We start from the raw sequence: 25177 nt of genomic DNA on the forward strand, positions 1-25177 counted from the left end.
AACACAGGTGTTCAGGATTTTGCTTACGTCTTTCTAAGGTTAGTGCAGGTCGCCATGAAACGGACGTGCATGATCGCTTTCAGCACTTGCCTAATCCATTTCCAGCTTTTTGAGAGCCGTTTCAGATCGGACCGCTCGTTATTTATGCCATGCAGACCAGCGCTACTCCATTTTCCCGGGTTAGTTGATCCGATGCTGTAAAAGCAAAAAACCTCTCCGTTCACAGCGGAGAGGTTTAATTTAGCGTTTCGAACGAAGACGCCTTACTCGGCGGTCAGAAGAGGAGGTTTATCCCCAGCCAGCCGCGGTTTGTCAGGCCCTTCGATCTGCAGATCGATTTCGCCATTTTTGACGCCCACTTTGACGACGCCGCCTTTTGCAAGTTTGCCGAAGAGCAAATCCTCTGCCAGCGGCTTCTTGATGTACTCCTGTATGACGCGACCGAGCGGGCGCGCACCCATTTTGGAATCGTAGCCTTTGTCAGCGAGCCATTCTGCTGCGGGTTTCGTCAATTCGATTGTAACGTTTCTGTCCATCAACTGGGCTTCGAGTTGCAGCACGAATTTCTCGACTACACGCAAGATTACCTCTTTCGGCAATGGAGCGAAGCTGATCACCGCATCCAGTCTGTTGCGGAATTCAGGCGTGAATGTGCGTTCAATTGCGGCTGTGTCTTCGCCTTCACGTCGATCACGACCGAACCCGATTGCTTCTTTCGCCTGTTCAGCGGCACCCGCGTTGGAGGTCATGATCAATACAACGTTGCGGAAATCAACGGTTCTGCCATTGTGATCCGTCAATTTGCCGTGATCCATGACCTGCAAGAGAATGTTGTACACATCCGGGTGGGCTTTCTCCATCTCGTCCAGCAGCAAGACGCAGTGGGGATGTTGGTCAACGCCATCTGTCAGCATGCCGCCTTGGTCGAAACCCACGTATCCGGGAGGGGCACCGATCAGTCGTGAAACGGCGTGTTTCTCCATATATTCGGACATATCAAAGCGTAAAAGCTCCACGCCCAGCGTGTCTGCCAGTTGTTTGGCAACTTCAGTCTTGCCAACCCCGGTTGGTCCGGCAAAGAGATAGTTACCGATGGGCTTTTCTGGCTCACGCAAACCCGCCCGGGCAAGCTTGATGGCGGATGACAGGGCTTCAATGGCTGCGTTTTGACCGAACACGACGCGTTTCAGCGACCCCTCGAGGTCTTTGAGCACCTCTGCATCATCTTTCGACACATTTTTAGGTGGAATACGCGCGATTTTCGCCACGACGTTTTCAATTTCTCTCGTGCCAATCGTTTTGCGACGTTTCGCGGCGACGACCAGGTGCTGTGCAGCGCCGGCTTCGTCGATCACGTCAATGGCGCTGTCGGGTAGTTTGCGGTCGTTGATATAGCGTGATGCCAGTTCGACGCTCGTCTTGATGGCGTCCGCTGTGTATTTTACGGAGTGGTGATCCTCAAAATAGGGCTTCAATCCCCGCAGAATCTTGACTGCGTCTTCAACAGAAGGCTCATTGACATCGATTTTCTGGAAACGACGGCTCAATGCGCGGTCCTTCTCGAAGTGCTGACGGAATTCTTTGTAGGTGGTCGATCCCATCGTGCGCAGCTTACCACCGGCCAAAGCGGGTTTCAGTAAGTTGGACGCGTCCATCGCGCCGCCTGACGTCGCGCCCGCGCCGATCACAGTGTGAATTTCGTCAATGAAAAGAACGGCGTCTTTGTGATCTTCCAATTCGGACACCACGGACTTCAAGCGCTCTTCGAAATCGCCACGATATCGTGTTCCGGCCAGCAGCGCGCCCATATCGAGCGAGTAAATGGTCGTCTCTGCAAGGACCTCGGGTGTCTCGCCAGCAACGATTTTACGTGCCAACCCTTCGGCAATTGCCGTTTTTCCAACGCCGGGGTCGCCGACCAGAAGCGGGTTGTTCTTGCGTCTGCGGCACAAGACCTGAATGCAACGCTCCACTTCGGAGGCGCGCCCGATAAGGGGATCGATATCGCCCTCGCGGGACTTGGCGTTCAAATCCACGCAGTATTTTTCAAGAGCGCTTTCTTTCTTTTCGCCCTCGGTAACACCCTGCGTCTCTTCTTCAGCTTCTGGCGCGCCGGAAACGGGGCGCGGTTCGCCATATGCGGGGTCCTTTGCAACACCATGCGCGATGAAATTCACCGCATCATAGCGGGTCATATCCTGCTCTTGCAGGAAATACGCTGCATTGCTTTCCCGTTCCGCGAAAATCGCAACGAGCACATTCGCGCCGGTCACTTCTGTGCGGCCAGAGGATTGCACATGGATCGCGGCGCGCTGAATGACGCGCTGAAACGCGGCGGTCGGCACCGCTTCGGATCCGTCTATATCGGTGACCAGATTGCTCAGATCCTCGTCGACAAACTCAACGAGTGTCCTGCGAAGATCGTCCGTATCCACGCTGCAGGCTTTCATAACGCGGGACGCGTCAGGCTCGTCAATCAGTGCCAGCAACAAATGTTCCAGCGTGGCAAATTCGTGGCGACGCGCATTTGCGAGTGCCAATGCCGAATGGATTGCCTGTTCCAGTGTCGTTGAAAATGAAGGCACGTTGTGTGCTCCTTCTGATCGGGGTCGGTATCAGAGCCAAAGGATATCAGCCCATCATCCAACCATAGCCTCATTAAGTTAGAGTTTGGTTGATCGTAGCGCAGCTTCAAGTTTTTTCTTCATTTTTCCATTCACAATTTGCGATTCCGGCTGCGTTCCGGTCACGTTGTGGGCGTTAGAATGCGTCTTTGCGGGCTCGAATTTCAGCAAAAACTTCGCTGTCGCTCGCGTGCTGCATATTCAAGTGCGCGCGGATGGTCGGGTCGGCGGCGCGCAGAAAGGGGTTTGTCGCGGCTTCTGTCGCCAAGCTTGATGGAACTGTGGGCTTTCCCGCCGTGCGCGACGCCGCTATGCCCTGTGATCGCGATATAAGGTCAGAATTATGCGGGTCAATGGTTAACGCAAACCTAGCGTTGGCGGCGGTGTATTCATGACCTGAGTATATCTGCGTATCGGGCGGCAATGCGGCGAGTTTGCTCAGGCTTTTCCACATCTGATCTGCTGTACCCTCAAACAGGCGCCCACAGCCCAACGCCATCAGGCTGTCAGCGGTGAACACAGCCTTGGCGTCCGCACAATAGTACGCAATGTGTCCGATGGTGTGGCCGGATACATCCATCACCCTTACCTCGTGGCCCGCGAAATCAAAACTTTCGCCGTCGCCCAACGCAAAGTCCAATGCTGGCAACCGGTGCGAATCGTCCGCCGCGCCCCGAACTTTGGCGGGATGCGCAGTTAGAACGTCGGCAAGGCCCTGAACATGGTCTGCATGATGGTGCGTGATCCAGACCTCGGACAAGTGCCATTGCCTGTCCGCCAGCACCTTGAGGATCGCATCCGCCTCAGGAACATCAATCAATGCCGTTTGTCCTGTCGCATCATCATGCACAAGATAAGCGTAGTTATCGCTCAGGCAGGGAATGGTCAGGATCTCAAGGGGCATGGTCATTTTCCTCCGGCTTTGCGACACTGGTTACAAGAGTGACCGATCACGAGGCTGCCTGCAATGCATCTGGACGTACAGGACCTGCGAAATTTCTACTACCGCAGTGCTCTGGGGCGGGCGGCGCAGATGTCTTTGCGCAGCAGAATGATGGAAATCTGGCCCGAGGCGAAGGGGCAGACCGTGGTTGGGTTCGGTTTTGCTGCGCCCTTGTTGCGCCCTTATCTCAAAGACGCGCGCCGGGTGATGGCCTTGATGCCGGGCCCCCAAGGGGTCATGCCATGGCCGTCGGGCTTGCCCAATGTCTCTGTGCTGACCGAAGAAGTCGCCTGGCCCATCGAAACCGGTCATGTCGACAAGCTGGTTTTGCTGCACGGTCTTGAGACGTCGGAACGGGCCTCCGATCTGCTAGAGGAATGCTGGAGGGTGCTGGGTCCCGGCGGGCGCGCCTTATTTATTGTGCCGAACCGAGCGGGGTTGTGGGCGCGGCGCGACCGCACGCCTTTTGGCTATGGAAGACCCTATTCGACCAGCCAGCTTGAAACACAGCTGCGCAAACATCAGTTTTTACCTGAACGTCACCTCGGCGCGCTTTATCAGGTGCCATCATCGCAACGGTTGTGGATGAAATCAGGCGCGGCACTTGAGAAAATCGGACGCCGCATGCCGACATTTATTGCCAGCGGTGCTTTCATGGTCGAGGCGACCAAACTGGTCTACCCACCGAAGGGCAAAGTTGAACCAAAACGTCGCGTCGCCCCGGTTAGTGTTTTGAAACCGTCCGTCAAACCAGTCTGATTTACATCAACTGATGAAAGTTTCGGCACTGCAGAATCGCAATCTGACCTGCTTTACCTCGCAAAAACGAAACTTTTTGCCGGGCCAAACCGTCGCACTTTAGCCAAGCACCTGAAAACATGGGAAAACCGCTGAAATGAACAAATGCTAAGACATGTTGCGGGGTGGAACCTCCTCTGCTACATCACCGCTGATTTCGTCGGTTAGAGGCAACTTTGACCGCACCAACTTCTTAGACCTCGCGGTTGTTGCGCGTACGTCGGGACCAGAACATCGGAAGGGTGGACGTGTCAGAACCAGCTTCGATTTCCACTAGCATTGCTGCGCGTTATGCAACGGCTGTCTATGATATTGCAAAAGACTCAAAATCAGTAAAATCGCTGGAAGATGATATAAACGTCTTGCAAAGCGCACTTTCAGAAAGCGCTGATTTCGGTGCTTTGTTGAGTTCTCCAATCTACACCAGAGAAGAGCAGGAAGCCGCTATTACGGCGCTTGCATCAAAAATGGGGCTGAGCACGACAATGGCGAGCACATTGTCCCTGATGGCTCAGAAGCGGAGACTGTTCGTTGTCCCTCAACTGCTGTCCACGCTGCGTGCGATCATCGCAGAGGATAAAGGCGAAGTAACCGCCGATGTGGTCTCGGCCAAAGCGCTGACGAAAACACAGGCCGATAAGCTGGCCAAAACGCTCAAAGCCTCCACAGGCAAAACTGTCACATTGAATGCGTCCGTTGATGAAAGCCTCATCGGCGGTCTCGTCGTTAAAGTCGGTTCGCGCATGATTGATACGTCAATCCGCTCGAAACTGAATTCCCTCCAGAATGCAATGAAAGAGGTCGGATAAATGGGTATCCAAGCAGCAGAAATTTCTGCGATCCTGAAGGACCAGATCAAGAATTTCGGTCAAGAAGCTGAAGTGGCCGAGGTTGGTCGTGTGCTTTCCGTCGGTGACGGGATCGCGCGGGTCTACGGGCTGGACAATGTTCAGGCTGGTGAAATGGTCGAATTCCCCGGTGGTATTCAGGGCATGGCGCTGAACCTTGAGTCCGACAACGTCGGTGTGGTTATTTTCGGCTCCGACCGGGACATCAAAGAAGGTGACACCGTCAAGCGCACGAACTCGATCGTGTCCGTGCCGACCGGTGACGAGCTTTTGGGCCGTGTGGTCGATGGCCTCGGCAATCCGATTGACGGCAAAGGTCCGATCAACGCCAAGACATCCTCTGTTGCGGACGTCAAAGCGCCGGGCATCATCCCGCGTAAATCGGTGCATGAGCCGATGGCGACTGGTCTCAAGGCCGTCGATTCGATGATCCCGATTGGCCGTGGTCAGCGTGAGTTGATCATTGGTGACCGTCAGACCGGCAAAACCGCCGTTGCTCTGGACGCGATCCTGAACCAGAAGTCCTATAATGACGCTGCGGGCGACGACGAGAGCAAGAAACTCTACTGCGTATACGTTGCGATTGGTCAGAAGCGCTCGACTGTTGCGCAGTTGGTCAAGAAACTCGAAGAAACCGGCGCCATCAACTATTCCATCGTTGTGGCCGCGACAGCTTCCGAGCCTGCACCGATGCAGTTCCTTGCGCCTTATTCCGCAACATCGATGGCTGAGCATTTCCGCGATAATGGCCGCCACGCGCTGATCGTGTATGATGACCTCAGCAAACAGGCGGTTTCCTATCGCCAGATGTCCCTGTTGCTGCGCCGTCCACCGGGCCGTGAAGCTTATCCCGGTGATGTTTTCTATCTTCACTCCCGTTTGCTTGAACGGTCCGCTAAACTTGGTGATGCGGCGGGCAATGGCTCGCTGACAGCTCTGCCGATCATCGAAACCCAAGGTGGTGACGTTTCGGCCTTTATTCCGACAAACGTGATTTCGATCACGGATGGTCAGATCTTCCTCGAAACTGAACTGTTTTATCAGGGTATCCGCCCAGCGGTGAACACCGGTCTTTCGGTATCGCGGGTTGGATCCTCGGCGCAAACATCGGCGATGTCTTCTGTTGCTGGACCGGTCAAGTTGTCCTTGGCTCAGTACCGTGAAATGGCGGCCTTCGCGCAGTTCGGGTCCGACCTCGACGCGTCTACTCAGCAGCTGCTTGCCCGTGGCGCGCGCCTGACCGAGTTGATGAAGCAGTCGCAGTATTCGCCTTTGACAAACGCCGAGATCGTATGCGTCATTTTCGCAGGAACCAATGGCTTCCTCGACAAAGTCGACGTCAAAGACGTGGGCCGTTTTGAAACCGGGTTGCTGAACTTCATGCGCGCCAAGAAGAGCGATGTGCTTGATTGGATTACCAACGATGATCCCAAGATCAAGGGTGATGCGGCAGACAAGCTTAAAGCTGCGATAAGTGAATTCGCCTCTGACTTCGCGTAAGGGGACCCAAGGCAATGCCTAATCTCAAGGATCTCAAAAACAGGATCGCGTCGGTCAAATCGACCCGCAAGATCACCAAAGCCATGCAAATGGTGGCCGCGGCGAAACTGCGCCGCGCGCAGGAAGCGGCGGAGCAATCGCGTCCCTACACCGAGCGCTTCAACGCGGTCATGGCAGGGTTGGCGTCTTCGGTTGGCGGGTCTGATTCCGCTCCGAAGTTGCTGTCCGGTACGGGCAGCGACAAGGTTCAGCTGTTGATCGTCATGACCTCCGAGCGCGGACTGTGTGGTGGTTTCAACACCAACATCGCCAAGCTGGCCCGTGCGCATGCCCAAAAGCTGCAGGGTGAAGGTAAGGAAGTCAAAATCCTTACGGTCGGCAAAAAAGGGCGTGATCAACTTAAACGCGAACTCGGCTCACTTTTCATTGGGCACGTTGATCTCACCGAGATCAAGCGTGTCAGCTATGTTGACGCGCAAGGCATCGCAAAAGATGTGTTGAACCGCTTTGATGTGGGCGAATTTGACGTGGCGACGATCTTCTATGCGAAGTTCGTGAATGTTGTCAGCCAGATCCCGACAGCGCAGCAAATCATCCCGGCCAAATTCGAAGAGCAAGAGGGCGATGAGGCCTCGACACTGTTCGATTACGAGCCGGATGAAGAGGCCGTTCTGGCTGATCTGCTGCCACGCGGTGTCGCGACGCAGATATTCTCGGCACTGCTCGAAAACGGCGCATCCGAGCAAGGCGCAAGGATGTCTGCAATGGACAACGCGACGCGCAACGCGGGCGAGATGATCGACAACCTGACCATCGAGTACAACCGTTCACGTCAGGCCGTCATCACAAACGAGTTGATCGAAATCATTTCCGGCGCGGAAGCGCTGTAGAACAAATCGGAGAAACGACATGGCAAATGCAGTCGGCAAAATCACACAAGTCATCGGCGCGGTCGTTGACGTTCAGTTCGGGGATCACCTGCCGGAGATTCTGAACGCTCTGGAAACAGACAACAATGGCAACCGTCTGGTGCTCGAAGTGGCACAGCACCTTGGTGAAAACACCGTACGTGCCATCGCGATGGACGCGACAGAAGGGTTGGTCCGCGGTCAGACTGTGACCGACACCGATGGCCCGATTTCGATCCCGGTAGGGAACGCAACCTTGGGTCGCATCATGAACGTCGTGGGCGAGCCCATTGACGAAAAGGGCCCGGTTGAATCGGACGAGAAACGTTCAATCCACCAGGAAGCACCGGCTTTCGCCGAACAATCCACATCCTCCGAAGTGCTGGAAACCGGCATCAAGGTGATTGACCTTCTGGCCCCTTACGCAAAGGGCGGTAAGATTGGTCTGTTCGGGGGTGCCGGCGTTGGTAAAACCGTTCTCATCATGGAACTCATCAACAACATCGCCAAAGTGCACTCGGGCTTTTCCGTATTCGCCGGCGTGGGGGAGCGGACCCGTGAAGGCAACGACCTTTACCACGAGATGATCGAATCCGCTGTTATTGTTCCTGACAACCTGACCGAGTCCAAAGTGGCGCTGGTCTACGGCCAGATGAACGAACCTCCCGGTGCGCGTATGCGTGTGGCTTTGACGGGCCTGACCTTGGCAGAACAGTTCCGCGACCAGTCCGGTACCGACGTTCTGTTCTTCGTGGATAACATCTTCCGCTTTACGCAAGCGGGTTCCGAGGTTTCCGCTCTCTTGGGTCGTATCCCCTCCGCTGTGGGCTATCAGCCGACACTGGCCACCGACATGGGCCAGATGCAGGAACGCATCACATCCACCAAGGCGGGATCGATTACCTCCGTGCAAGCGGTTTACGTGCCTGCGGATGACTTGACCGACCCCGCGCCTGCAACGTCCTTTGCGCACCTTGATGCGACAACGGTTCTGTCGCGTGCGATCTCCGAACTCGGCATCTATCCGGCGGTTGACCCGCTCGATTCCACATCACGTTTGATGGACCCGCAGGTTTTGGGGGAGGAGCATTACAATGTGGCGCGTGACGTGCAGGGTATTCTGCAACGCTACAAATCGCTTCAGGACATTATCGCGATCCTTGGCATGGACGAATTGAGCGAAGAAGACAAACTGACCGTGGCCCGTGCCCGGAAAATCCAGCGCTTCCTGTCCCAGCCGTTCGACGTTGCGAAGGTCTTTACCGGTTCTGACGGTAAGCAGGTTCCTTTGACCGAGACAATCGAGAGCTTCAAAGCGGTTGTGGCTGGCGAGTATGACCACTTGCCCGAAGGTGCGTTCTACATGGTCGGTGGCATCGAAGAAGTGAAAGCGAAAGCTGAACAAATGGCGGCAGACGCCGCTTAAGGAGCCTGATCAATGGCAGATACAGTCCAATTCGACCTCGTCTCGCCTGAACGTTTGCTTGCCTCCGTGCAGGTGACGGCAGTGCAGATTCCGGGTGCCGATGGCGACATGACAGCGATGCCTGACCATGCGCCGACCATCACCACCCTGCGCCCCGGCCTGCTGGTGACCGAAGGCCCTGATGGTACGTCGGAATACGTCGTCACAGGCGGTTTCGCTGAAATCACCGCAAGCAGTATTTCTGTTCTGGCCGAGCGTGCAATCCCTAAGACGGAAGTCACCAAGGCGGATCATGACGCGATGGTGAAAGAAGCCGAAGAAGCGCTTGCCAAGGCCAAAGAGGCCTTCTCGAACGAACCTGGCCCAGTCGATGATGCGGCCAAATTGTTGGCGGATATGGTCGCAGTCGGTGACCACATCACACTCTGATCGCTTCGGGTAGAATACTGTAAAGGCCTCGCTGATCTGCGGGGCCTTTTTTTTGTCGCGACGGTCAGCTTCTAGCCCACTTTGACCGATGCTGGGCAGGGAACAAAGGGCAGTTTGTTTAAGCTCGACACAGCTCAATCAGTTGATAATGTGCTGATTAACCAATCAGTGATGAGTGGACTTGACCTATGGACCCGATACTTTTCTTGGCTTTTCTGACGACGACTCTTGTCTTTTTGGCGGTGCCCGGACCTTCAGTGGCATTTGCCACCGCGCAGGCCCTCCGACATGGACCAAGGGCCGCCTATGTGGCGGTTGCAGGCGACGCACTTGGCACGATGGTTCATGTCACTGTGGCGGTTGTGGGCCTTACCGCGCTGGTTGCATTGTCCGAACTGATCCTGCCGTTCCTTCAAATTCTTGGCGGAATTTTCATCCTTTGGATGGCACGGACTGCGTTTAAGAATATTGGGAAACCAGCGGATTATGCGCCGACCCCGTCAGACAAAGCTACCTTTTGGGCGGGTTTCTTTGCATGTGTGACCAATCCCAAAGCCATCGTATTCTTCGTTGCACTCTTTCCAGCTTTCATTTCACCGGAACACAACGTCTCTCTTCAAGGTGCAGTTTATGGCGGGATCTTCATCGTTTTGGATGCTTTGTCCATCCTAACCTATGCGCTATTAACGACCGCCGCCGTTAAAAAAACCACATCACGCTGGCTCAGCGGAGATTTTCTTAGTGGCTTGGGTTTAACGGGCGTCGGCGTCGCTATGGTGATCAAAGGCTATCGCTCGATCCCATCGAGTTAGCCGATAATCAGCTGTTGGCGCACCCGCAGCGAAAGGGGGCTTTGTCCCGCAACATGGCCATTAACTAAGGCAATAAAGAACACGCGACCGATAGGTCAATTCTACGTGCTCATATTCACTTTGCGGCTGCGCTCTGGCGGTGAATACCGTAGCCTGTCGTTGTGTTCAGACCAATGAGGCAAGACATGACGCGGGTTTTTTCTTTCGTAACTGTGATAGGGGTGGCTGTTCTTCTGGCCGCTTGCTCACCCGCTCCCAGAGACGTGACGCAAGACGATATAAACATGCTCGCCCGTGAGATTCGCAACCTCAGCCCCGAAGTTGACCCCGCTGAGGCAGACCGCGCTGCTTTTATTGCCTATACCTATTCATTGCAGCTGGCCGAAGAGTATAACGTCACCGACAACCCGATCATCCACAACGCAAAGGTCAATAATGGTTGGCGCGCGCGTGGGTTGTGCGTGCATTGGGCTGAGGATATCCAAAAGCGCTTGAATGCTGAAGGTTTTCAGACACTTGAAATGCACCGCGCGATTGCAGAAGGTAGTGAGCTTCGGATCGACCACAGCACGGCAATCATCAGCGCGCGGGGCGACACGATGAACGACGGCGTCGTATTGGACCCATGGCGCAGGGGTGGTTTGCTTTATTGGTCGCCAACGCTGGACGATCAACGCTATTTCTGGGAGCCGCAGCAGCTTGTTCTTGAACGCAAGTACCAGGCCAAGCTGGAGCGCAAGGGCGGCCCGGCCCCGGATTAAACCGACGCCGGTCCCGAAGCTTTATTCAGCCGCATACATCCCATCATAAATCGGGCCAAGCGTTTCAGCTTCGAACAGAGATGACACAGATGTCCCATTCCAGATATTCAGAATGGCCTGCGCAAAGACAGGCGCCGTTGGTACAATCCTGATGTTGGGGGCGGCCTTGACCGCATCTGTGGGGGCGATGGTGTCTGTGATCACCAGCGATTTCATCACCGAGTTTGTCACACGTTCGACGGCTGGGCCGGACATGATGCCATGCGTGATATAGGAATGCACTTCGTTCGCGCCATGCTCGATCAGAACCTGCGCTGCCTTGCAAAGCGTACCGGCCGTATCGCACATATCATCCACAATGATGCAGGTTTTCCCCGTAACGTCGCCGATTACTTTCATTTCTGCAATCTCGCCCGGCTTTTCACGCCGCTTGTCCACGATCGCGAGGGGGGAATTGATCCGTTTGGCCAATTCACGGGCGCGGGCCACGCCCCCGACGTCAGGCGATACGATCATGAGCTCATCCATCCGGCCTTTGAACTCGCTTTTGATATCAAGGGCGAAAATCGGTGAGGCATAAAGGTTATCGACCGGAATATCGAAAAACCCCTGAATTTGCGCGGCATGCAGATCCATGGTCAAGACCCGTTCGATACCTGTCCCGACCAGCATGTTGGCAACGAGTTTGGCGGTGATGGGTGTGCGTGCTTTTGTGCGGCGGTCTTGCCGTGCATAGCCGAAATAGGGCAGTACCGCTGTGACCCGCGCCGCTGAAGAGCGTCGCAGGGCATCTGCCATGATCAACAATTCCATCAGGTTGTCATTGGCTGGGTTGGACGTTGACTGCAGGATGAACATATCCTCGCCACGCACGTTCTCGAACACTTCGACAAAAATTTCACCGTCGTTGAACCGCTCAACCCGAGCGTCCACCAGTCCGACAGGAACGCCGCGGTGCATGCTCATGCGTCGCGCGATACCTTGTGCAAGGGGCATATTTGCATTTCCAGAGATCAGCTTGGGTTCTTGGACATGTGGCATGGGAGGTGTTTCCGAGATTAGGAAGAGGGAATTGTGACAGATTCGTGATGTTGACTTCACCTAACACGGCCTTACCAATCGGCAAAGAACCCAAGGCCACAAGGAAACGTAAAAATGGCACATATCGATTTGTTTTTCTCAACACTGTCGCCCTATGCCTACTTGGCCGGGAATCGCGCCGAAGAGGTTGCGGCAAAACACAACGCGACGATTACCTACAAACCGCTCGACATTATGGCGCTTTTCGCGCGCACAGGCGGGACAGCGCCAAAAGACCGGCACGCCAGCCGTGTGGAATACCGCGCGCAGGAGCTGGTGCGCCAAGCCACCAAGCTGGATCTTGCCTTCAACCTCAAGCCTGCGCATTGGCCCACCAATGGTGCGCCGTCGTCCTACGCGTTCATCGCGGCACAAAACGCAGGGGGCGGCGATCTCGGCAAGCTTATGTTCGCGATTACGCGTGCCGTCTGGGCCGAGAACAAGGACATTGCCGAGGACGGCGTGGTGCGCAGCTGTCTCTCCGAGGCCGGGTTTGACCCAGCTCTTGCGGACAGCGGCTTGCTTGAGGGGGCCGAAACATACGCGGCCAATCTCGAAGAGGCGGTGGAACGGGGCGTGTTTGGCTCCCCCTTTTACATCACGGATCGTGATCAGCGTTTCTGGGGGCAGGACCGGATTGACGATCTGGATGCGGTGCTTGCGGGAAAAATGTGAGCGCAGGTACAAGACGTTTTGGTGACGGGGCGCGCAAAGCGCTGGCCATCCATTGCAGCCTCGCGCATTCTGGCGCGTGGCGGGGTTTGGGGCAGGGCATCGGGGAAAAACTGTCCCTGACCGCGATTGATCTTCCGGGGCACGGAACCAGCCTCGCGTGGGACAAGCAACGTGATTTAACCGCCCTGTCGCTCAGTGATGCCGCGCCATATCTCACTGAACCGGTCGATGTGATTGGCCATTCCTACGGGGCTGTCGTTGCACTGTTGCTGGCTGTGTCGCGGCCGGAAATGGTCAGATCGCTGACCCTCATCGAACCCGTCTTCTTTGCGGTCACCAAAGTGGATGCGCCGGACGCGCTGGCACGGTTCATGCATGTTTCAAAACCCTATGAAGCGGCGCTGCACAAGGGCGATTGGGAGGATGCGGCCCGTGCGTTCAACCGGCTTTGGGGCAGTGGCGTTGCGTGGGCGGATATTCCAGCTGCGACCCGGCGCTATATGACCGACCGTATGCATCTTATCCCTGCACAGCATGCTGCCATTCTTGACGATAGCCATGCGCTTCTTGCGCCCGGGCGCTTGGCGCGGGCGCGGATGCCGGTGTTGCTGATCAAGGGGGCACAAAGTCCGGAAATCGCGGGTTCGATCGTCGATGCGCTGGCGCACCGTTTGCCCGATGCGCGCAGCGTGACGATTGCAGGGGCCGGGCATATGTCGCCGATCACACACCCTGAAGCCGTCGGGCAAGCGCTCCTGTCGTTTCTAAAAGTGGCTTAGGAACTCAGTGATGTGTGCTTCGCTCAGGGACCAATCACAGACGAGGCGGGCGGCGAGCAACGCGTCCGGGTCGTCCCCCTCCAGATTTCCGGACCAGATGTAATACTTCGCGCCCGCGTCATGCAGGCGTTGGTGTATCTGGCGTGGAAAGCTTGCGAAAATCATATTGGCGTCAGGTGCATGGAGGAAATGCGCGCCTTTTTCCACCAACCCCGCGCTGAGCTGTGCGGCGCGCGCATTGGATTGGCGCGCCATATCCAGCCAGATATCGTTTTTCAGATACCCCTGCATCTGGGCAGATAAAAAGCGGTGTTTTGAGAAAAGATGCGCACCCCGTTTTCGGCGCAATTCGAATTCCCAGGCTTTGTCAGGGTCAAAGAAAACAACGGCCTCCACCCCCATACAGCCGTTTTTCGTACCCCCAAAGCTGACAACATCGACGCCGCGTTTCCACGTCATTTCAGCAGCCGAACATTCCAGCGCCACCATGGCATTTGCAAACCGTGCGCCGTCCAGATGCACGGGTAGACCATAGTGTTCTGCAACATCCGTGAGGGCGCTAATCTCATCAAGGGTGTAGACACCGCCGCGTTCCGTGACCTGTGTGATCGAGACGGGACCGCGCTGCGGCCCGTGCACGCCGCGGCTTTCCTCTGTTTCGATTGATGCGCGCAGCGCATCCGGTGTCATCTTGTCCGAACCGGGCACGAGCGTGAGTTTGCTGCCCGCGCTGTAAAATTCAGGCGCGTTGCATTCATCCTCGTGGATATGCGCCACCGGTGAGCAGAAAACCGTCTGCCACGGCTGACCATAGCACGCCAGCGCCAGCGCATTGGCTGCTGTTCCGGTGGCGACCAGATAGACCGCCGCATCCGGGGCTTCAAAGACATCGCGCACCCTGTCGCGCACGCGTTCCATGATCGGGTCCGCGCCGTAGGGCATGGCGTAGCCTTCATTGGCGGCCAGGACATGTTCCATCACCTGCGGGTGTGCGGGGCCGGTGTTGTCAGAGGCGAGATACATCAGGACGGCTCCTCAATGATATGTTCTTCCCATTCGTCCTGCGGGACATCGAATTCGCTCAGCGTGATGCCGCGCACTGAGATGCCCGCGTCATGGACGGATTGCGCTGTGCCTGTGATCAACGGGTGCCAGTCAGGCAGCGCATCGCCTTGCCACAAGAGGCGATAGGCGCAGGTTTCGGGCATCCAATAGGCGTGGGTGTCGAGATTGTCAGGTTTGAGAACAATGCAGTCGGGCACGAATTGGTGCCGGTTTTCATAATGCGCGCAGCGGCAGCTGTCATCATCCAGCAGACGGCAGGCAATGCGCGTGAGGGCCACCTCGCCGGTGTCTTCGTCCTCAAGTTTGTTCAGGCAGCATTTCCCGCATCCATCGCACAGCGCCTCCCACTCGCGCTGGTTCATCGCGGACAGCGGCTTGCGCTCCCAATAGCGATCCTTGAGGCCCTTGCGGTCAATCGGGTCGCTCATAAAGCGCCCAGAATAGTGCGCGCGGCGATGCTGTCCTGATCCATTTGCGCAATCAGCGCATCCAGCCCGTCGAATTTGAGTTCGGGCCGCAGATGTTCCACCAATGCAACCGACAAGGGCGTGCCGTAAAGATCGCCCGAAAAGTCGAAGATGAAGGTTTCCAGATTGGGGCGGTTTTCGCCAAACATGGGGCGCACGCCCATTGAGGCAACGCCGTGATAGCTGCCCGCATGCGCCCCGTCGAGCACGTCAACCAGCACAGCATAAACACCAAAGGCCGGGGGATGCAGCCCGTCAATCGACATATTCGCGGTCGGATAGCCAAGTTCACGGCCGCGTTGTTCTCCGCCGATCACAGGGCCTTCGATCCGGTGCCAGTGGCCAAGCATCTCGGCGGCCTCACGCGGCTTGCCCGCACTCAGCGCGCTGCGGATGGCCGTCGAGGACACGGTGATGTCGGAACGTGCCATCAAAGGTGCAACCGTGACGTCAAAACCCAAGCTTTGGCCGAAACGCTTGAGGTCATCAGCCGTCCCGCTGCGCCCTTTGCCAAAGCAGAAATCCGCGCCGACGATGACATGTTTCAACCCGAACCCCTCATGGATGACGCGCGCGGCGAAGTCTTCCGGGGTCAGGCTGGCGAGGGCGGCGTTGAAGTTCACTTCGTACAGGATATCCACACCGAGCTTGTCCAACCGGCTGGCGCGGGCCTCGCGGCTCATCAGCCTGAACGGCGGTGCGTCGGGGGCAAAAAACGCGCGCGGGTGTGGCTCAAACGTCAAGATGCCCAAAGGCGCATCCGGCGCGACGCTGCGCGCAAGGTCGATAACGGATTGATGCCCAAGGTGCACGCCGTCAAAATTTCCAACGGCAGCGCTTGCGCCACGATGCTCGGGTTCAACAAATTGATAATCGCGCAGTATTTTCATGCGCCCTGCGTAGCCCGCAGCGTGAAAACACGCAAGCGCCGTGCGGGGTGCGCGTGATGCTTAGTCGAACTTGCGTGAAGGCGCCATCACGGTCGCTTCGCCGACCAGCACCTTTTTGCCATCAACCGCGCAGTGACACTCCATTTTGACCCGGCGTTTTGCGGGGTCGATGTCAATGACCTTGACCTCTGCGTAGACCATATCGCCGGGACGCACGGGCGCGAGGAACTTGAGCGATTGCCCCAGATAGACCGTGCCGTGCCCGGGCAATTGTTCCCCGATCACGGCTGAAATCAGACCTGCGGTCAGCATACCGTGCGCGATGCGACCCTCGAAAATCGTGTCGCGGGCGTAATCATCATCAAGATGCACCGGGTTACGGTCGGTTGAGATCTGCGCGAACATCTCGATATCTTCATCGGTCACAACCTTGTTCAGGTGGCGCGACATGCCCATTTCAATGTCTTCAATGCAGATTGTTCCGCGTGGCAGATTGTCCAACATGATGACCCTTCCGGTAATTTTCTAACAGCTAAGCGATAAGTCTTGAAACTTTATTACTTTGCGCGCGCAGAAAATCAAGCAAAAAGACTTCAGCGCAGGAAGCCGATTGTGAAGGTTGGGTTGGATTTTTCGTTATTCAGGTAGGTTTCAAGGGCTTGCGCATCGGGCTGTTGCACGGTTTTGGTTTCCCGCGCTGCCAATCCGCCTGAAATGAACAGAGAATCAATATCTTCGCCCATGGCCCCCGCGATGTCTGTCAGAACGCCATCGCCGATGGCCAGAATGCGACCGTCGGGGATATCGACGTTCAACTCGGCCAGACGGCGGCGCGCCAGATCATAGATCGGCGGATGCGGTTTGCCGAAATACAGGCTCTCTCCGCCCATTTCCTCGTACAGCTTGGCGAGCGCCCCGGCACACCATTCGCGCGTCTCGCCACGATCAACAATGATATCGGGGTTTGCGCAGAGCAGTTTCAGCCCAAGCTGCTTGGCCATCAGAAACTGCGGGCGCATCACCGCAGGGTCGGCCAGACTGTCGAAGGGGCCGGTGCAAACCATACCTTCGGCTTCGTTAAGCGCGACGCGTTCGATATCGACCGGGGTCTCCGACAGGTGCAGTGGTTCGAAAAACTTCAGATCCGTGGGTGGGCCGATGTGCCAGACCTTCTGACCCACGACACCGCGATAAAGAGCGGCGCGCGCGCTGTCACCCGAGGTCGCGATCGTGTCCCAGGAATCGTCCGGCACGCCAAAATGGGTAAGCTGTTTCTGAACACCGGCACGCGGGCGGGGCGAGTTGGTGACAAGCACGACCTTGCCCCCCTGCGCGCGGTATTCCTGCAAGGCCGCGACCGCTTCGGGCAGGGCCTGCACACCGTTATGGACACAGCCCCAGAGGTCGACGAAAAGCGCGTCATACTGCGCCGATATATCCGAAAGGGCCGAAATAATGCGTGTCATGGTCAGATCCTTTGCAGATAAAAAGACTGGCGGCCAGCGCGGGCGAACCGACGCTGGCCGACAAGTGAAAGGCGCGCGGCCCTGTGATCAGACTTTCAGGTTCGGAATGATCTGTTTCTTGCGGCTCATGATGCCGGGCAGGACGACCGTATCCGCATTGACCGTTGCGCCAAAGCTCTTTTCCGCGACGGTTTTCACTGTGTCGTTCGGGACCAGAAGCGTTGCTTCTTCATTGAGGATGTCCACGACGAACAACAGAACCTCGTCTGCGCTGTCCTCTTTGGCGACACCGGGCATTGCGGCCATCAGCGCATCCTTGCGATCAAGGACCTGTGCGGGCGACGTGGTTTCCAGCACGGAGACACGGAATTGCTTACCGCCGACGGCGTATTCCTTGCTGTCCATACGCAGCAGTTCGGCCTCGGAAAAGGCGGAGACGTCGGATTTCGCGGCGAACATCTCGCTTGCGTAGGTCGCGATATCGACGCCCAGCTCTTTGGCCAGATCATGGGCGATGGCCTTGTCTTCCTGCGTCGTGGTGGGGCTGCGGAATTCGAGTGTGTCTGACAGGATACAGGACAGCATCGCGCCTTTGATCGACGTCGGCATCTGGGCCATGTCCTTGCCAATCATCTTCCACATCAGGGTCGCGGTGCAGGCCAGCGGTTCAATTCTGATATCAATCGGACCCTTGGTTTCAAGGCCGCCGACGAGTTTATGGTGATCGATGATCTGCGTGATATCTGCGTCGTTAATGTTGTCAGGCAGCTCAGCGGGGTTGTTGGTGTCAACGATGACAACGGGCGTATCGCTTGCCAATTCCGAAATGATGTCCGGCTTATCGAGCGACCAGTGGTCCAACATAAAGAGCGCTTCGGTGTTTGGTTCCCCCAGCAGAACCGGCTTGGCCTCTGTTCCCTTGATGGTGTTGAGGTACCACGACCAGATGATAGGGGATCCGGTGCTGTCGGTGTCAGGGGATTTGTGGCCAAAAACGAGGGTTGTCATGAGGTGATCCATTCATACGCAATTTGAGTGTTGCGCGCCTTATAACACTGTCCGGCGGCTTGTCACCCCGTTCGTGCTGCGCTGCGGCATTTTGCTGGCGGGTATGTTCGGCACGCATGATCAGCGCCTTAACGGTGACGCGATTGTTTAAATGCAGCGCGCGGGTCAGAAACAGAGGGAAACCACTCAACAGCGGGTCGCGCAAAGTTGAAAGGGGCGGTATTGTGTGCAATCCATCTGTGATGGACGTGGCTGGTATTGGTGCCATCAGCCATGATGGGCGTACGCAGGCGCATGTCATGTGTCGCAAGGAGAAACATGCGAGAGACTGAATTGTATCCGCCGATAAAATCCTTTCTGGAAGGGCAGGGATATGAGGTCAAATCCGAAATCGGTGCCGTTGACGTGGTTGCATTGCGCGGGGGTGAAGCACCAGTTGTCGTGGAAATGAAAACGGGTTTTGCATTGACGCTATTTCATCAATGCATCGCGCGGCAGGCGGTGACGGATGATGTGTACCTTGCGGTTCCAAGGTTGACTGGCAAGCGGTTTGCCAGATCGCTGAAAGAGAATGTTACCTTGGCGCGGCGTTTGTCGCTCGGCGTCATCACGGTGCGCCTGTCTGATGGTCTGGTTGAGGTGCATTGCGACCCCGGACCCTACAAGCCACGCAAATCGAAGAAGCGCCAAAACGCATTGCTGCGCGAATTTGCAAAACGCAAGGGTGATCCGAATGAGGGGGGGCAAACGCGCGCAGGGTTGATTACCGCCTATCGTCAGGATGCCACCAAGATCGCGCTTTATCTGTTCGAGGCCGGCGCGTCCAAAGGGGCGGAAGTTGCGCGGGAAACAGGGGTCGTGAATGCAACGCGTATCATGCGGGACGACCACTATCACTGGTTCGAAAAAGTCGCCACAGGTGTCTATGGCCTGACCTCTGCTGGGGCGGAGGCCGTGGCGTTGACACCCCGGGTTCTGGGCGACTGAGCTATAAGAAAGCTGAAGTGCGTGGTCTGGAGAAAATTTTGCATATGTCGCTGTTGACTCGGCTCGCGCGGGTCCCTAACTACACGTCGTTAGCACTCGAACACAAAGAGTGATAACGGCGGCACCCCGGAGAAATGAGGATGCCGTCTGGGAGAAACTTTGAGCCTTAAGGAGCTGCAAAGATGACATTCAAACCACTTCATGACCGTGTTTTGGTGCGCCGCGTTGAAAGCGAAGAGAAAACTTCCGGCGGATTGATCATCCCCGAAAGCGCAAAAGAAAAGCCGGCAGAGGGCGTAGTTGTTGCCTGCGGCGAAGGCGCGCGCAAAGACAGCGGCGAATTGATCGAGATGGCCGTATCCGAAGGTGACACAATCCTCTTCGGCAAATGGTCCGGAACAGAAGTTACCCTCGATGGGGAAGAACTGTTGATCATGAAAGAGAGCGACATCCTCGGGATCATCGCAGCCGCGGCAGAAGCCAAGGCGGCCTGAAAGCCCCGGATCGTCTGATCCAACGCTGAACAATTTTATAAACGGAGAACAAAAATGGCTGCTAAGGACGTCAAATTCGACACCGATGCCCGTAACCGTATGCTCAGGGGTGTAAACATCCTGGCCGACGCGGTTAAAGTTACACTTGGCCCAAAAGGCCGTAACGTCGTTCTGGACAAATCTTTCGGCGCACCGCGCATCACCAAAGATGGTGTATCCGTGGCGAAAGAAATCGAACTGGAAGACAAGTTCGAAAACATGGGCGCACAGATGGTGAAGGAAGTCGCTTCCCGCACCAACGACGAAGCAGGCGACGGTACAACAACCGCGACTGTTCTGGCTCAGGCGATCGTCAAAGAAGGCCTGAAGTCGGTTGCCGCTGGCATGAACCCGATGGACCTCAAGCGCGGTATTGATCTGGCGACAGTCAAAGTCGTTGCTGCGATCAAAGAAGCCTCGCGTGAAGTCAGCGACAGCGCAGAAGTTGCACAGGTCGGCACGATCTCGGCCAACGGCGAAGCTGAAATCGGTCAGCAGATCGCTGATGCGATGCAAAAAGTTGGCAACGAAGGTGTTATCACCGTCGAGGAAAACAAAGGTCTGGAAACAGAGACAGACGTGGTCGAGGGCATGCAGTTCGACCGTGGCTACCTCTCCCCTTACTTTGTCACCAACGCCGACAAAATGACCACAGAGCTGGAAGACTGCATCGTGCTGTTGCACGAAAAGAAACTGTCGTCTCTCCAGCCAATGGTTCCCCTGCTCGAGCAGGTCATCCAGTCGCAAAAACCGCTCCTCATTATTGCTGAGGACGTGGAAGGCGAAGCGCTGGCAACTCTTGTTGTCAACAAACTGCGCGGCGGTCTGAAAATCGCAGCTGTCAAAGCACCTGGTTTCGGCGATCGCCGCAAAGCCATGTTGCAGGACATCGCGATCCTCACAGGCGGTCAGGTCATCTCCGAAGATCTGGGCATGAAGCTTGAGTCCGTCACAATGGACATGCTGGGTTCTGCCAAGAAGATCCAGATCACCAAAGACGAAACAACAATCGTTGATGGCGCTGGTGAGAAGGCCGAAATTCAGGCGCGTGTTTCCCAGATCCGTACACAGATCGAAGAAACCACATCTGACTACGATCGTGAAAAGCTGCAGGAACGTGTTGCCAAACTGGCAGGCGGTGTTGCTGTGATCCGCGTTGGCGGCATGACCGAAGTAGAAGTGAAAGAGCGTAAAGACCGCGTCGATGACGCCCTGAACGCCACACGCGCTGCTGTACAAGAAGGCATCGTCGTTGGCGGTGGTGTTGCGCTGGTTCAGGCTGGCAAGCACCTTGAGGGTCTGACCGGTGACAACAACGACCAGAACGTTGGCATCAGCATCGTGCGCAAGGCGCTCGAAGCACCTCTGCGTCAGATCGCGGAAAACGCAGGCGTCGACGGTTCCGTCGTTGCAGGCAAAATCCGTGAAAGCGACGACCTGAAGTTCGGCTTCAACGCCCAGACTGAAGAATATGGTGACATGTTCGCGTTTGGTGTGATTGACCCGGCGAAAGTTGTTCGGACTGCTCTGCAGGACGCGGCATCTATCGCAGGTCTGTTGATCACAACCGAAGCCATGGTTGCAGATAAGCCCGCGAAAGAGGGTGCAGCACCAGGCGGCGGCATGCCCGACATGGGCGGCATGGGCGGCATGATGTAATCATGCCATACCTTGCGGTATGAGTTACCGGGGCTCGCCAGTTATGGCGGGCCTCTTTTTTGTTCAACGCATGCGTTCGGTCGATCTATGTCGAAATAGCGTGTGAATGGTGGGTTCTGTGCAAACGCCAGCAGTTGGTCGGCAGGCAACCCTTTCCCACTCTTCCCCTTGATTTGCTTCCAATATATGCAGTTGCCAATGCAAATGCGCATCAACGGACCGCAGGTTCACCAGTAAGGAATAGACATGCGCTTGTTTCTTGTAACCAGTTTTACGATGCTCGCATTCGCTTCAAATTCCATCCTGACGCGTATGGCGATTGAACCGGGGTATATTGATCCGGTCAGCTTTGCTTTGATCCGGGTTCTTGCCGGGGCGGCGTTGCTATGTGCTCTGGTTCTGATGAAAGGGGCGTCGGTACCAATACGCGGCCGTGCGCGCCTGATTGGAGCCGCCAGTCTTTGCATCTATATGATCGGCTTTTCAGTGGCTTATATCACGCTTGATGCGGGTCTTGGCGCGCTCATCCTCTTTGGTGTAGTGCAGATTTCCATGTTCACCTACGGGGCTGTCTATGGCGTCACACCGACCCTGCGCCAGTTGATTGGCGCGGGGATTGCCTTTCTGGGGCTGGTTGTCGCGCTCTGGCCGGAACCGGGTGACAGCGGCGGGATAATGGGGGCTGCCAGTATGATCTGTGCCGGGCTTGGCTGGGCCGCCTATACGATCAGCGGCAAAGCCGAAGCCAACCCGCTGGCAGCGACGGCTGCGAACTTTCTGATTTGCCTGCCGTTTTTATTTATCCTGACCTTCGCGTTTATCGAACAGGCTTCGGGCATTGGCGTTTTACTGGCGGTCCTATGCGGGGCGCTGACCTCCGGTCTGGGCTATGCGCTGTGGTACAGTGTCTTGCCGAACCTGCAGCAAAGCGTGGCTGCGGTCGTTCAACTGAGCGTGCCGATCATTGCGATCCTCGCCGGGGCGCTCGTGCTGAATGAACGCCTCAGCCTCGAAATTGCAGTGGCGGCGGCGCTTGTTGTTGCCGGCATTGGTCTGGCGGTCACAAAACAATCGTCTCCAAGGGATCGTAGCTGAACGCGAACTCGCCCCCGAACGCCACCTGAGGCAGGCTATCCGGCTTGATCCTGTGGTTTTTCATGTCCGCTTGTGAGGCCCAAACCCACTTTGACACGATGTTTTCGGGATCATGCCAGTCGGGGTCAATCGTGTCGCTGCCTGACAAGGTGCACCGAAAGAACACCTCGATCTGGTGAAAGCCCGTATCGGGGTCGTGAAACTCGTTGACCAGACAGGGGGCGCCGACCTCAATGCGCAAGCCTGTTTCCTCGTAAACCTCGCGCGCAAGGTTCTGCGGCAGAGAGGTTCCCACATGCACACCACCACCGGGGGCACAAAGCAGCGTGCTTTTGCCATCAGGCCAGGCGTTTACCAGCAGAATACGATTGTCCTTCGTAATGATCGCGCGTGCAGCAATTCTTGGTGATTTTGGTCGCATTCGTGCAATTTCCTGTCAAATAGCGTTACGTCGTCCTTTTTAATGGGGCACAATAGCTCTATCTGACAGCCTATGAAACGCGTGTTCTTTTCTGTTTTGGTGATGGCAACCTTTTGGGCGACGCTCGGCGTGGCGCAGGTGCAAAACCGATGTGTCGTCTTGCTGCATGGGTTGGCCCGAACCGAGCTTTCCTTTGCGCTGATGGAGGCGGCCCTCGCCTCAGAAAACTACCGCGTGGTGCGCCCCGGATACCCCTCAACCGAAGCACCTGTCGAAGAACTGGTTGCGAGAACCCTGCCGGATGCGGTTGCCGCCTGCGGTGATGTGCCCCGTGTCGATTTTGTGACCCATTCGATGGGTGGCATTTTGCTGCGCCAATGGGCCGCCGAGGTCGGCTCGGACAGGATTGGCCGCGTCGTGATGCTTGGCCCGCCCAATCAAGGCAGCGAGGTGGTCGATGCCTTTGACGATATCGAGGCCTTTGGCTGGATCAACGGCCCAGCCGGAGAGCAGCTCGGCACCGGTCCGAATGATCTGCCACGCAGCTTGCCATCTGTGACGTTTGAATTGGGCGTCATCGCCGGGGATCAGACGATCAACCCGTATTTTTCGACGCTCTTGCCCGGCGCGGATGACGGCAAGGTCGCCGTCTATTCAACGCGTGTGACGGGCATGAAGGATCACATCATTCTGCCTGTCACACATACCTTCATGATGAACAGCCCGACGGTCATTGGACAGGTCATGGCGTTTCTGAACACAGGCGCTTTTGATCAGAGCATTACGTGGTTTGACACGATACTGGATCAACTGGGCTGTCCGGATGGCAGCTGCGTGCCGGGTGTGGGGGATCAGATTGGAAGACCTTAGATTTGTCGGCGGCGACGTGCTGGGTCCGGCGGGCATGCATACTGATCCGCTTTGCGTGAGTGATGGCATGATCTGCGCGCAAGGGGCGGGCCGTGACGTGGACCTCAGCGGCTATATGGTGCTGCCGGGTATCATCGACGTGCATGGCGACGGTTTTGAACGTCACCTCGCGCCGCGTCGTGGCGCGATGAAGGAAATGGCCGAAGGGTTGATTGCCACGGAAACCGAACTGGCCGCCAATGGGATCACGACGGGGGTACTGGCGCAATTTGTGAGTTGGGAGGGCGGTTTGCGCGGTCTCACCTTCGCAGATCAGGTGTTTCTTGCGATAAAGGAGACGGCGCCCAAGCTGGTCACGGACCTGCGGGCGCAATTGCGGCTGGAGACCCATTTGCTCGATCTTTATCCGGATATTCCGGAAAAGATGATGCAGTGGGGCGTTGAATACATCGTTTTCAACGATCACTTGCCGCATGCGCGTTTGGCGCAGGGTCGTCAACCGCCACGCATGGTCGGGCAGGCGCTCAAGGCCGGGCGTAACCCGGATGTGCATTTTCAGATGATGATGGATTTGCATGCGCACTCAGACGATGTGCCAGTGGCGCTGGATGGACTTTGTGCGCAACTGAGCGCGCAGGGTATCCGCATGGGCAGCCATGACGATGCGCAAAAACCAACACGCGATGACTGGCATAATCGCGGTGCGCATATCGCCGAATTCCCCGAAACGCTTGAGGCGGCGGAGGCCGCGAAAGCCAAGGGTGACCTTGTGGTTCTGGGCGCACCGAATGTGGTGCGCGGGGGCTCACACAAGGGCAACGCCAGCGCCGTTGATCTGATCGCGCTTGGCCTGTGTGATGCCATCGCGTCAGATTACCATTATCCCAGTCCGCGGCGCGCGGCGCTGATGCTTGCGAAAACCGGGCTTGCCTCTTTTGCCGATGCGTGGGGGCTTGTGTCATCCGGTCCCGCAAAGGTTCTGGGGCTTGAGGATCGCGGCGTGCTGTCGCCCGGAAAACGCGCTGATCTGGTGATCCTTGACAGCGAAACCCGGCGCGTGGCGGCGACACTGGTCAAAGGGCGGATCAGCCATATGGCAGGCGATGTCGCGACCCGCTTTTTCGCGGCCTGAG

General features: G+C 56.6%; 26 protein-coding genes. 16 read left to right on the plus strand and 10 right to left on the minus strand.

The window, feature by feature from the left end:
• Positions 1 to 263 precede the first annotated feature (263 nt).
• Both clpA and gloB read right to left on the minus strand, forming a co-directional pair.
• Positions 264 to 2585: an ATP-dependent Clp protease ATP-binding subunit ClpA gene (gene clpA / locus K5Q35_RS14515; protein ID WP_013962617.1), complete on the minus strand. Its 2322-nt coding sequence runs from the start codon at positions 2583 to 2585 to the stop codon at positions 264 to 266.
• Between the two features lie 175 nt (positions 2586 to 2760).
• Complete coding sequence (gloB, locus tag K5Q35_RS14520) at positions 2761 to 3528, minus strand: hydroxyacylglutathione hydrolase (RefSeq protein ID WP_220800071.1); 768 nt, start codon at positions 3526 to 3528, stop codon at positions 2761 to 2763.
• A 63-nt stretch (positions 3529 to 3591) separates the two neighbouring features.
• Between gloB and K5Q35_RS14525 the strand changes: the two genes are divergently transcribed.
• The 8 genes from K5Q35_RS14525 (at position 3592) to K5Q35_RS14560 (ending at position 11049) form a co-directional block, all read left to right on the plus strand.
• Positions 3592 to 4326, plus strand: coding sequence for a hypothetical protein (locus K5Q35_RS14525; protein WP_013962615.1), 735 nt, complete (start codon positions 3592 to 3594; stop codon positions 4324 to 4326).
• A gap of 287 nt (positions 4327 to 4613) precedes the next feature.
• A complete protein-coding gene (locus tag K5Q35_RS14530) occupies positions 4614 to 5174 on the plus strand; it encodes a F0F1 ATP synthase subunit delta (protein ID WP_013962614.1) in 561 nt (186 codons plus the stop codon).
• On the plus strand, positions 5175 to 6713 hold the full coding sequence (gene atpA / locus K5Q35_RS14535) for a F0F1 ATP synthase subunit alpha (protein WP_013962613.1): 1539 nt from the start codon (positions 5175 to 5177) through the stop codon (positions 6711 to 6713). It begins immediately after the preceding gene.
• 14 nt (positions 6714 to 6727) lie between these two features.
• Complete coding sequence (locus K5Q35_RS14540) at positions 6728 to 7603, plus strand: F0F1 ATP synthase subunit gamma (protein WP_220800072.1); 876 nt, start codon at positions 6728 to 6730, stop codon at positions 7601 to 7603.
• A 19-nt stretch (positions 7604 to 7622) separates the two neighbouring features.
• Positions 7623 to 9047: a F0F1 ATP synthase subunit beta gene (atpD, locus tag K5Q35_RS14545; RefSeq protein ID WP_013962611.1), complete on the plus strand. Its 1425-nt coding sequence runs from the start codon at positions 7623 to 7625 to the stop codon at positions 9045 to 9047.
• Positions 9048 to 9059: 12 nt separating this feature from the next.
• Positions 9060 to 9476: a F0F1 ATP synthase subunit epsilon gene (locus tag K5Q35_RS14550; RefSeq protein WP_013962610.1), complete on the plus strand. Its 417-nt coding sequence runs from the start codon at positions 9060 to 9062 to the stop codon at positions 9474 to 9476.
• A 188-nt stretch (positions 9477 to 9664) separates the two neighbouring features.
• Positions 9665 to 10288, plus strand: a complete 624-nt coding sequence (locus K5Q35_RS14555; RefSeq protein ID WP_220800073.1) for a LysE family translocator — start codon at positions 9665 to 9667, stop codon at positions 10286 to 10288.
• A 185-nt stretch (positions 10289 to 10473) separates the two neighbouring features.
• A complete protein-coding gene (locus K5Q35_RS14560) occupies positions 10474 to 11049 on the plus strand; it encodes a hypothetical protein (protein ID WP_220800074.1) in 576 nt (191 codons plus the stop codon).
• A gap of 21 nt (positions 11050 to 11070) precedes the next feature.
• On the opposite strand, the gene K5Q35_RS14565 is transcribed toward K5Q35_RS14560, so the two are convergent.
• Positions 11071 to 12090 carry a ribose-phosphate pyrophosphokinase gene (locus tag K5Q35_RS14565; protein ID WP_013962607.1) on the minus strand — a complete coding sequence of 340 codons (1020 nt, stop codon included), beginning with the start codon at positions 12088 to 12090 and terminating at the stop codon, positions 11071 to 11073.
• A 114-nt stretch (positions 12091 to 12204) separates the two neighbouring features.
• On the opposite strand from K5Q35_RS14565, the gene K5Q35_RS14570 reads away from it, so the two are divergent.
• Positions 12205 to 12804: a 2-hydroxychromene-2-carboxylate isomerase gene (locus K5Q35_RS14570; protein WP_220800075.1), complete on the plus strand. Its 600-nt coding sequence runs from the start codon at positions 12205 to 12207 to the stop codon at positions 12802 to 12804.
• Positions 12801 to 13583 (plus strand): alpha/beta fold hydrolase, encoded by a 783-nt coding sequence (locus tag K5Q35_RS14575; RefSeq protein ID WP_220800076.1) that lies wholly within the window; start codon positions 12801 to 12803, stop codon positions 13581 to 13583. Before K5Q35_RS14570 ends, K5Q35_RS14575 begins: the two co-directional genes overlap by 4 nt.
• Here K5Q35_RS14575 and K5Q35_RS14580 read toward each other — a convergent pair.
• The 6 genes from K5Q35_RS14580 to K5Q35_RS14605 all read right to left on the minus strand — a co-directional run bounded on the left by K5Q35_RS14580 (position 13569) and on the right by K5Q35_RS14605 (position 18479).
• Positions 13569 to 14606 (minus strand): low specificity L-threonine aldolase, encoded by a 1038-nt coding sequence (locus tag K5Q35_RS14580; RefSeq protein WP_220800077.1) that lies wholly within the window; start codon positions 14604 to 14606, stop codon positions 13569 to 13571. The genes K5Q35_RS14575 and K5Q35_RS14580 overlap by 15 nt on opposite strands.
• On the minus strand, positions 14606 to 15076 hold the full coding sequence (locus K5Q35_RS14585) for a YcgN family cysteine cluster protein (RefSeq protein ID WP_220800078.1): 471 nt from the start codon (positions 15074 to 15076) through the stop codon (positions 14606 to 14608). The genes K5Q35_RS14580 and K5Q35_RS14585 overlap by 1 nt, the downstream gene beginning before the upstream one ends.
• Positions 15073 to 16005: a bifunctional riboflavin kinase/FAD synthetase gene (locus tag K5Q35_RS14590; RefSeq protein WP_220800079.1), complete on the minus strand. Its 933-nt coding sequence runs from the start codon at positions 16003 to 16005 to the stop codon at positions 15073 to 15075. Before K5Q35_RS14590 ends, K5Q35_RS14585 begins: the two co-directional genes overlap by 4 nt.
• 60 nt (positions 16006 to 16065) lie before the next feature.
• Positions 16066 to 16509, minus strand: a complete 444-nt coding sequence (locus K5Q35_RS14595) for a MaoC family dehydratase (RefSeq protein ID WP_011569617.1) — start codon at positions 16507 to 16509, stop codon at positions 16066 to 16068.
• 89 nt (positions 16510 to 16598) lie between these two features.
• The gene (locus K5Q35_RS14600; protein ID WP_220800080.1) at positions 16599 to 17471 is read right to left on the minus strand and encodes a TIGR01459 family HAD-type hydrolase; all 873 of its coding nucleotides are present in this window, start codon (positions 17469 to 17471) and stop codon (positions 16599 to 16601) included.
• A gap of 87 nt (positions 17472 to 17558) precedes the next feature.
• Positions 17559 to 18479: a manganese-dependent inorganic pyrophosphatase gene (locus tag K5Q35_RS14605; RefSeq protein ID WP_220800081.1), complete on the minus strand. Its 921-nt coding sequence runs from the start codon at positions 18477 to 18479 to the stop codon at positions 17559 to 17561.
• Positions 18480 to 18797: 318 nt separating this feature from the next.
• Here K5Q35_RS14605 and K5Q35_RS14610 point away from each other — a divergent pair, with 318 nt between their 5' ends.
• From K5Q35_RS14610 to K5Q35_RS14625, 4 genes are all read left to right on the plus strand, one after another.
• Entirely contained in the window at positions 18798 to 19466 is a 669-nt protein-coding gene (locus K5Q35_RS14610; RefSeq protein ID WP_013962599.1) for a DUF2161 domain-containing phosphodiesterase, read from the plus strand.
• Positions 19467 to 19648: 182 nt separating this feature from the next.
• A complete protein-coding gene (locus tag K5Q35_RS14615; protein ID WP_013962598.1) occupies positions 19649 to 19960 on the plus strand; it encodes a co-chaperone GroES in 312 nt (103 codons plus the stop codon).
• Positions 19961 to 20014: 54 nt separating this feature from the next.
• Positions 20015 to 21658 carry a chaperonin GroEL gene (gene groL, locus K5Q35_RS14620; protein WP_013962597.1) on the plus strand — a complete coding sequence of 548 codons (1644 nt, stop codon included), beginning with the start codon at positions 20015 to 20017 and terminating at the stop codon, positions 21656 to 21658.
• A gap of 246 nt (positions 21659 to 21904) precedes the next feature.
• Positions 21905 to 22753, plus strand: a complete 849-nt coding sequence (locus K5Q35_RS14625; protein ID WP_220800082.1) for a DMT family transporter — start codon at positions 21905 to 21907, stop codon at positions 22751 to 22753.
• Here K5Q35_RS14625 and K5Q35_RS14630 read toward each other — a convergent pair.
• The gene (locus tag K5Q35_RS14630) at positions 22719 to 23174 is read right to left on the minus strand and encodes an NUDIX domain-containing protein (protein ID WP_220800083.1); all 456 of its coding nucleotides are present in this window, start codon (positions 23172 to 23174) and stop codon (positions 22719 to 22721) included. The genes K5Q35_RS14625 and K5Q35_RS14630 overlap by 35 nt on opposite strands.
• A 72-nt stretch (positions 23175 to 23246) precedes the next feature.
• Between K5Q35_RS14630 and K5Q35_RS14635 the strand changes: the two genes are divergently transcribed.
• On the plus strand, positions 23247 to 24044 hold the full coding sequence (locus tag K5Q35_RS14635; protein ID WP_374758629.1) for an esterase/lipase family protein: 798 nt from the start codon (positions 23247 to 23249) through the stop codon (positions 24042 to 24044).
• Positions 24031 to 25176 (plus strand): alpha-D-ribose 1-methylphosphonate 5-triphosphate diphosphatase, encoded by a 1146-nt coding sequence (locus tag K5Q35_RS14640; RefSeq protein ID WP_259650547.1) that lies wholly within the window; start codon positions 24031 to 24033, stop codon positions 25174 to 25176. Before K5Q35_RS14635 ends, K5Q35_RS14640 begins: the two co-directional genes overlap by 14 nt.
• Position 25177 lies beyond the last annotated feature (1 nt).

The organism is Roseobacter sp. OBYS 0001, from assembly GCF_019654895.1.
GTDB lineage: Bacteria > Pseudomonadota > Alphaproteobacteria > Rhodobacterales > Rhodobacteraceae > Roseobacter > Roseobacter litoralis.

Bases quoted from the DNA above. Each gene is read 5' to 3' on its own strand.
- K5Q35_RS14560 (WP_220800074.1), top strand. From the start codon at position 10,474: ATGACGCGGGTTTTTTCTTTCGTAACTGTGATAGGGGTGGCTGTTCTT.
- K5Q35_RS14525 (WP_013962615.1), top strand. From the start codon at position 3,592: ATGCATCTGGACGTACAGGACCTGCGAAATTTCTACTACCGCAGTGCT.
- K5Q35_RS14595 (WP_011569617.1), bottom strand. From the start codon at position 16,509: ATGTTGGACAATCTGCCACGCGGAACAATCTGCATTGAAGACATTGAA.
- K5Q35_RS14600 (WP_220800080.1), bottom strand. From the start codon at position 17,471: ATGACACGCATTATTTCGGCCCTTTCGGATATATCGGCGCAGTATGAC.
- K5Q35_RS14605 (WP_220800081.1), bottom strand. From the start codon at position 18,479: ATGACAACCCTCGTTTTTGGCCACAAATCCCCTGACACCGACAGCACC.
- K5Q35_RS14570 (WP_220800075.1), top strand. From the start codon at position 12,205: ATGGCACATATCGATTTGTTTTTCTCAACACTGTCGCCCTATGCCTAC.
- K5Q35_RS14565 (WP_013962607.1), bottom strand. From the start codon at position 12,090: ATGCCACATGTCCAAGAACCCAAGCTGATCTCTGGAAATGCAAATATG.
- atpA (WP_013962613.1), top strand. From the start codon at position 5,175: ATGGGTATCCAAGCAGCAGAAATTTCTGCGATCCTGAAGGACCAGATC.
- K5Q35_RS14610 (WP_013962599.1), top strand. From the start codon at position 18,798: ATGCGAGAGACTGAATTGTATCCGCCGATAAAATCCTTTCTGGAAGGG.
- groL (WP_013962597.1), top strand. From the start codon at position 20,015: ATGGCTGCTAAGGACGTCAAATTCGACACCGATGCCCGTAACCGTATG.
- K5Q35_RS14630 (WP_220800083.1), bottom strand. From the start codon at position 23,174: ATGCGACCAAAATCACCAAGAATTGCTGCACGCGCGATCATTACGAAG.
- K5Q35_RS14585 (WP_220800078.1), bottom strand. From the start codon at position 15,076: ATGAGCGACCCGATTGACCGCAAGGGCCTCAAGGATCGCTATTGGGAG.
- K5Q35_RS14540 (WP_220800072.1), top strand. From the start codon at position 6,728: ATGCCTAATCTCAAGGATCTCAAAAACAGGATCGCGTCGGTCAAATCG.
- K5Q35_RS14590 (WP_220800079.1), bottom strand. From the start codon at position 16,005: ATGAAAATACTGCGCGATTATCAATTTGTTGAACCCGAGCATCGTGGC.
- gloB (WP_220800071.1), bottom strand. From the start codon at position 3,528: ATGCCCCTTGAGATCCTGACCATTCCCTGCCTGAGCGATAACTACGCT.
- K5Q35_RS14580 (WP_220800077.1), bottom strand. From the start codon at position 14,606: ATGTATCTCGCCTCTGACAACACCGGCCCCGCACACCCGCAGGTGATG.
- K5Q35_RS14550 (WP_013962610.1), top strand. From the start codon at position 9,060: ATGGCAGATACAGTCCAATTCGACCTCGTCTCGCCTGAACGTTTGCTT.
- K5Q35_RS14635 (WP_374758629.1), top strand. From the start codon at position 23,247: ATGAAACGCGTGTTCTTTTCTGTTTTGGTGATGGCAACCTTTTGGGCG.
- atpD (WP_013962611.1), top strand. From the start codon at position 7,623: ATGGCAAATGCAGTCGGCAAAATCACACAAGTCATCGGCGCGGTCGTT.
- K5Q35_RS14555 (WP_220800073.1), top strand. From the start codon at position 9,665: ATGGACCCGATACTTTTCTTGGCTTTTCTGACGACGACTCTTGTCTTT.
- K5Q35_RS14615 (WP_013962598.1), top strand. From the start codon at position 19,649: ATGACATTCAAACCACTTCATGACCGTGTTTTGGTGCGCCGCGTTGAA.
- K5Q35_RS14625 (WP_220800082.1), top strand. From the start codon at position 21,905: ATGCGCTTGTTTCTTGTAACCAGTTTTACGATGCTCGCATTCGCTTCA.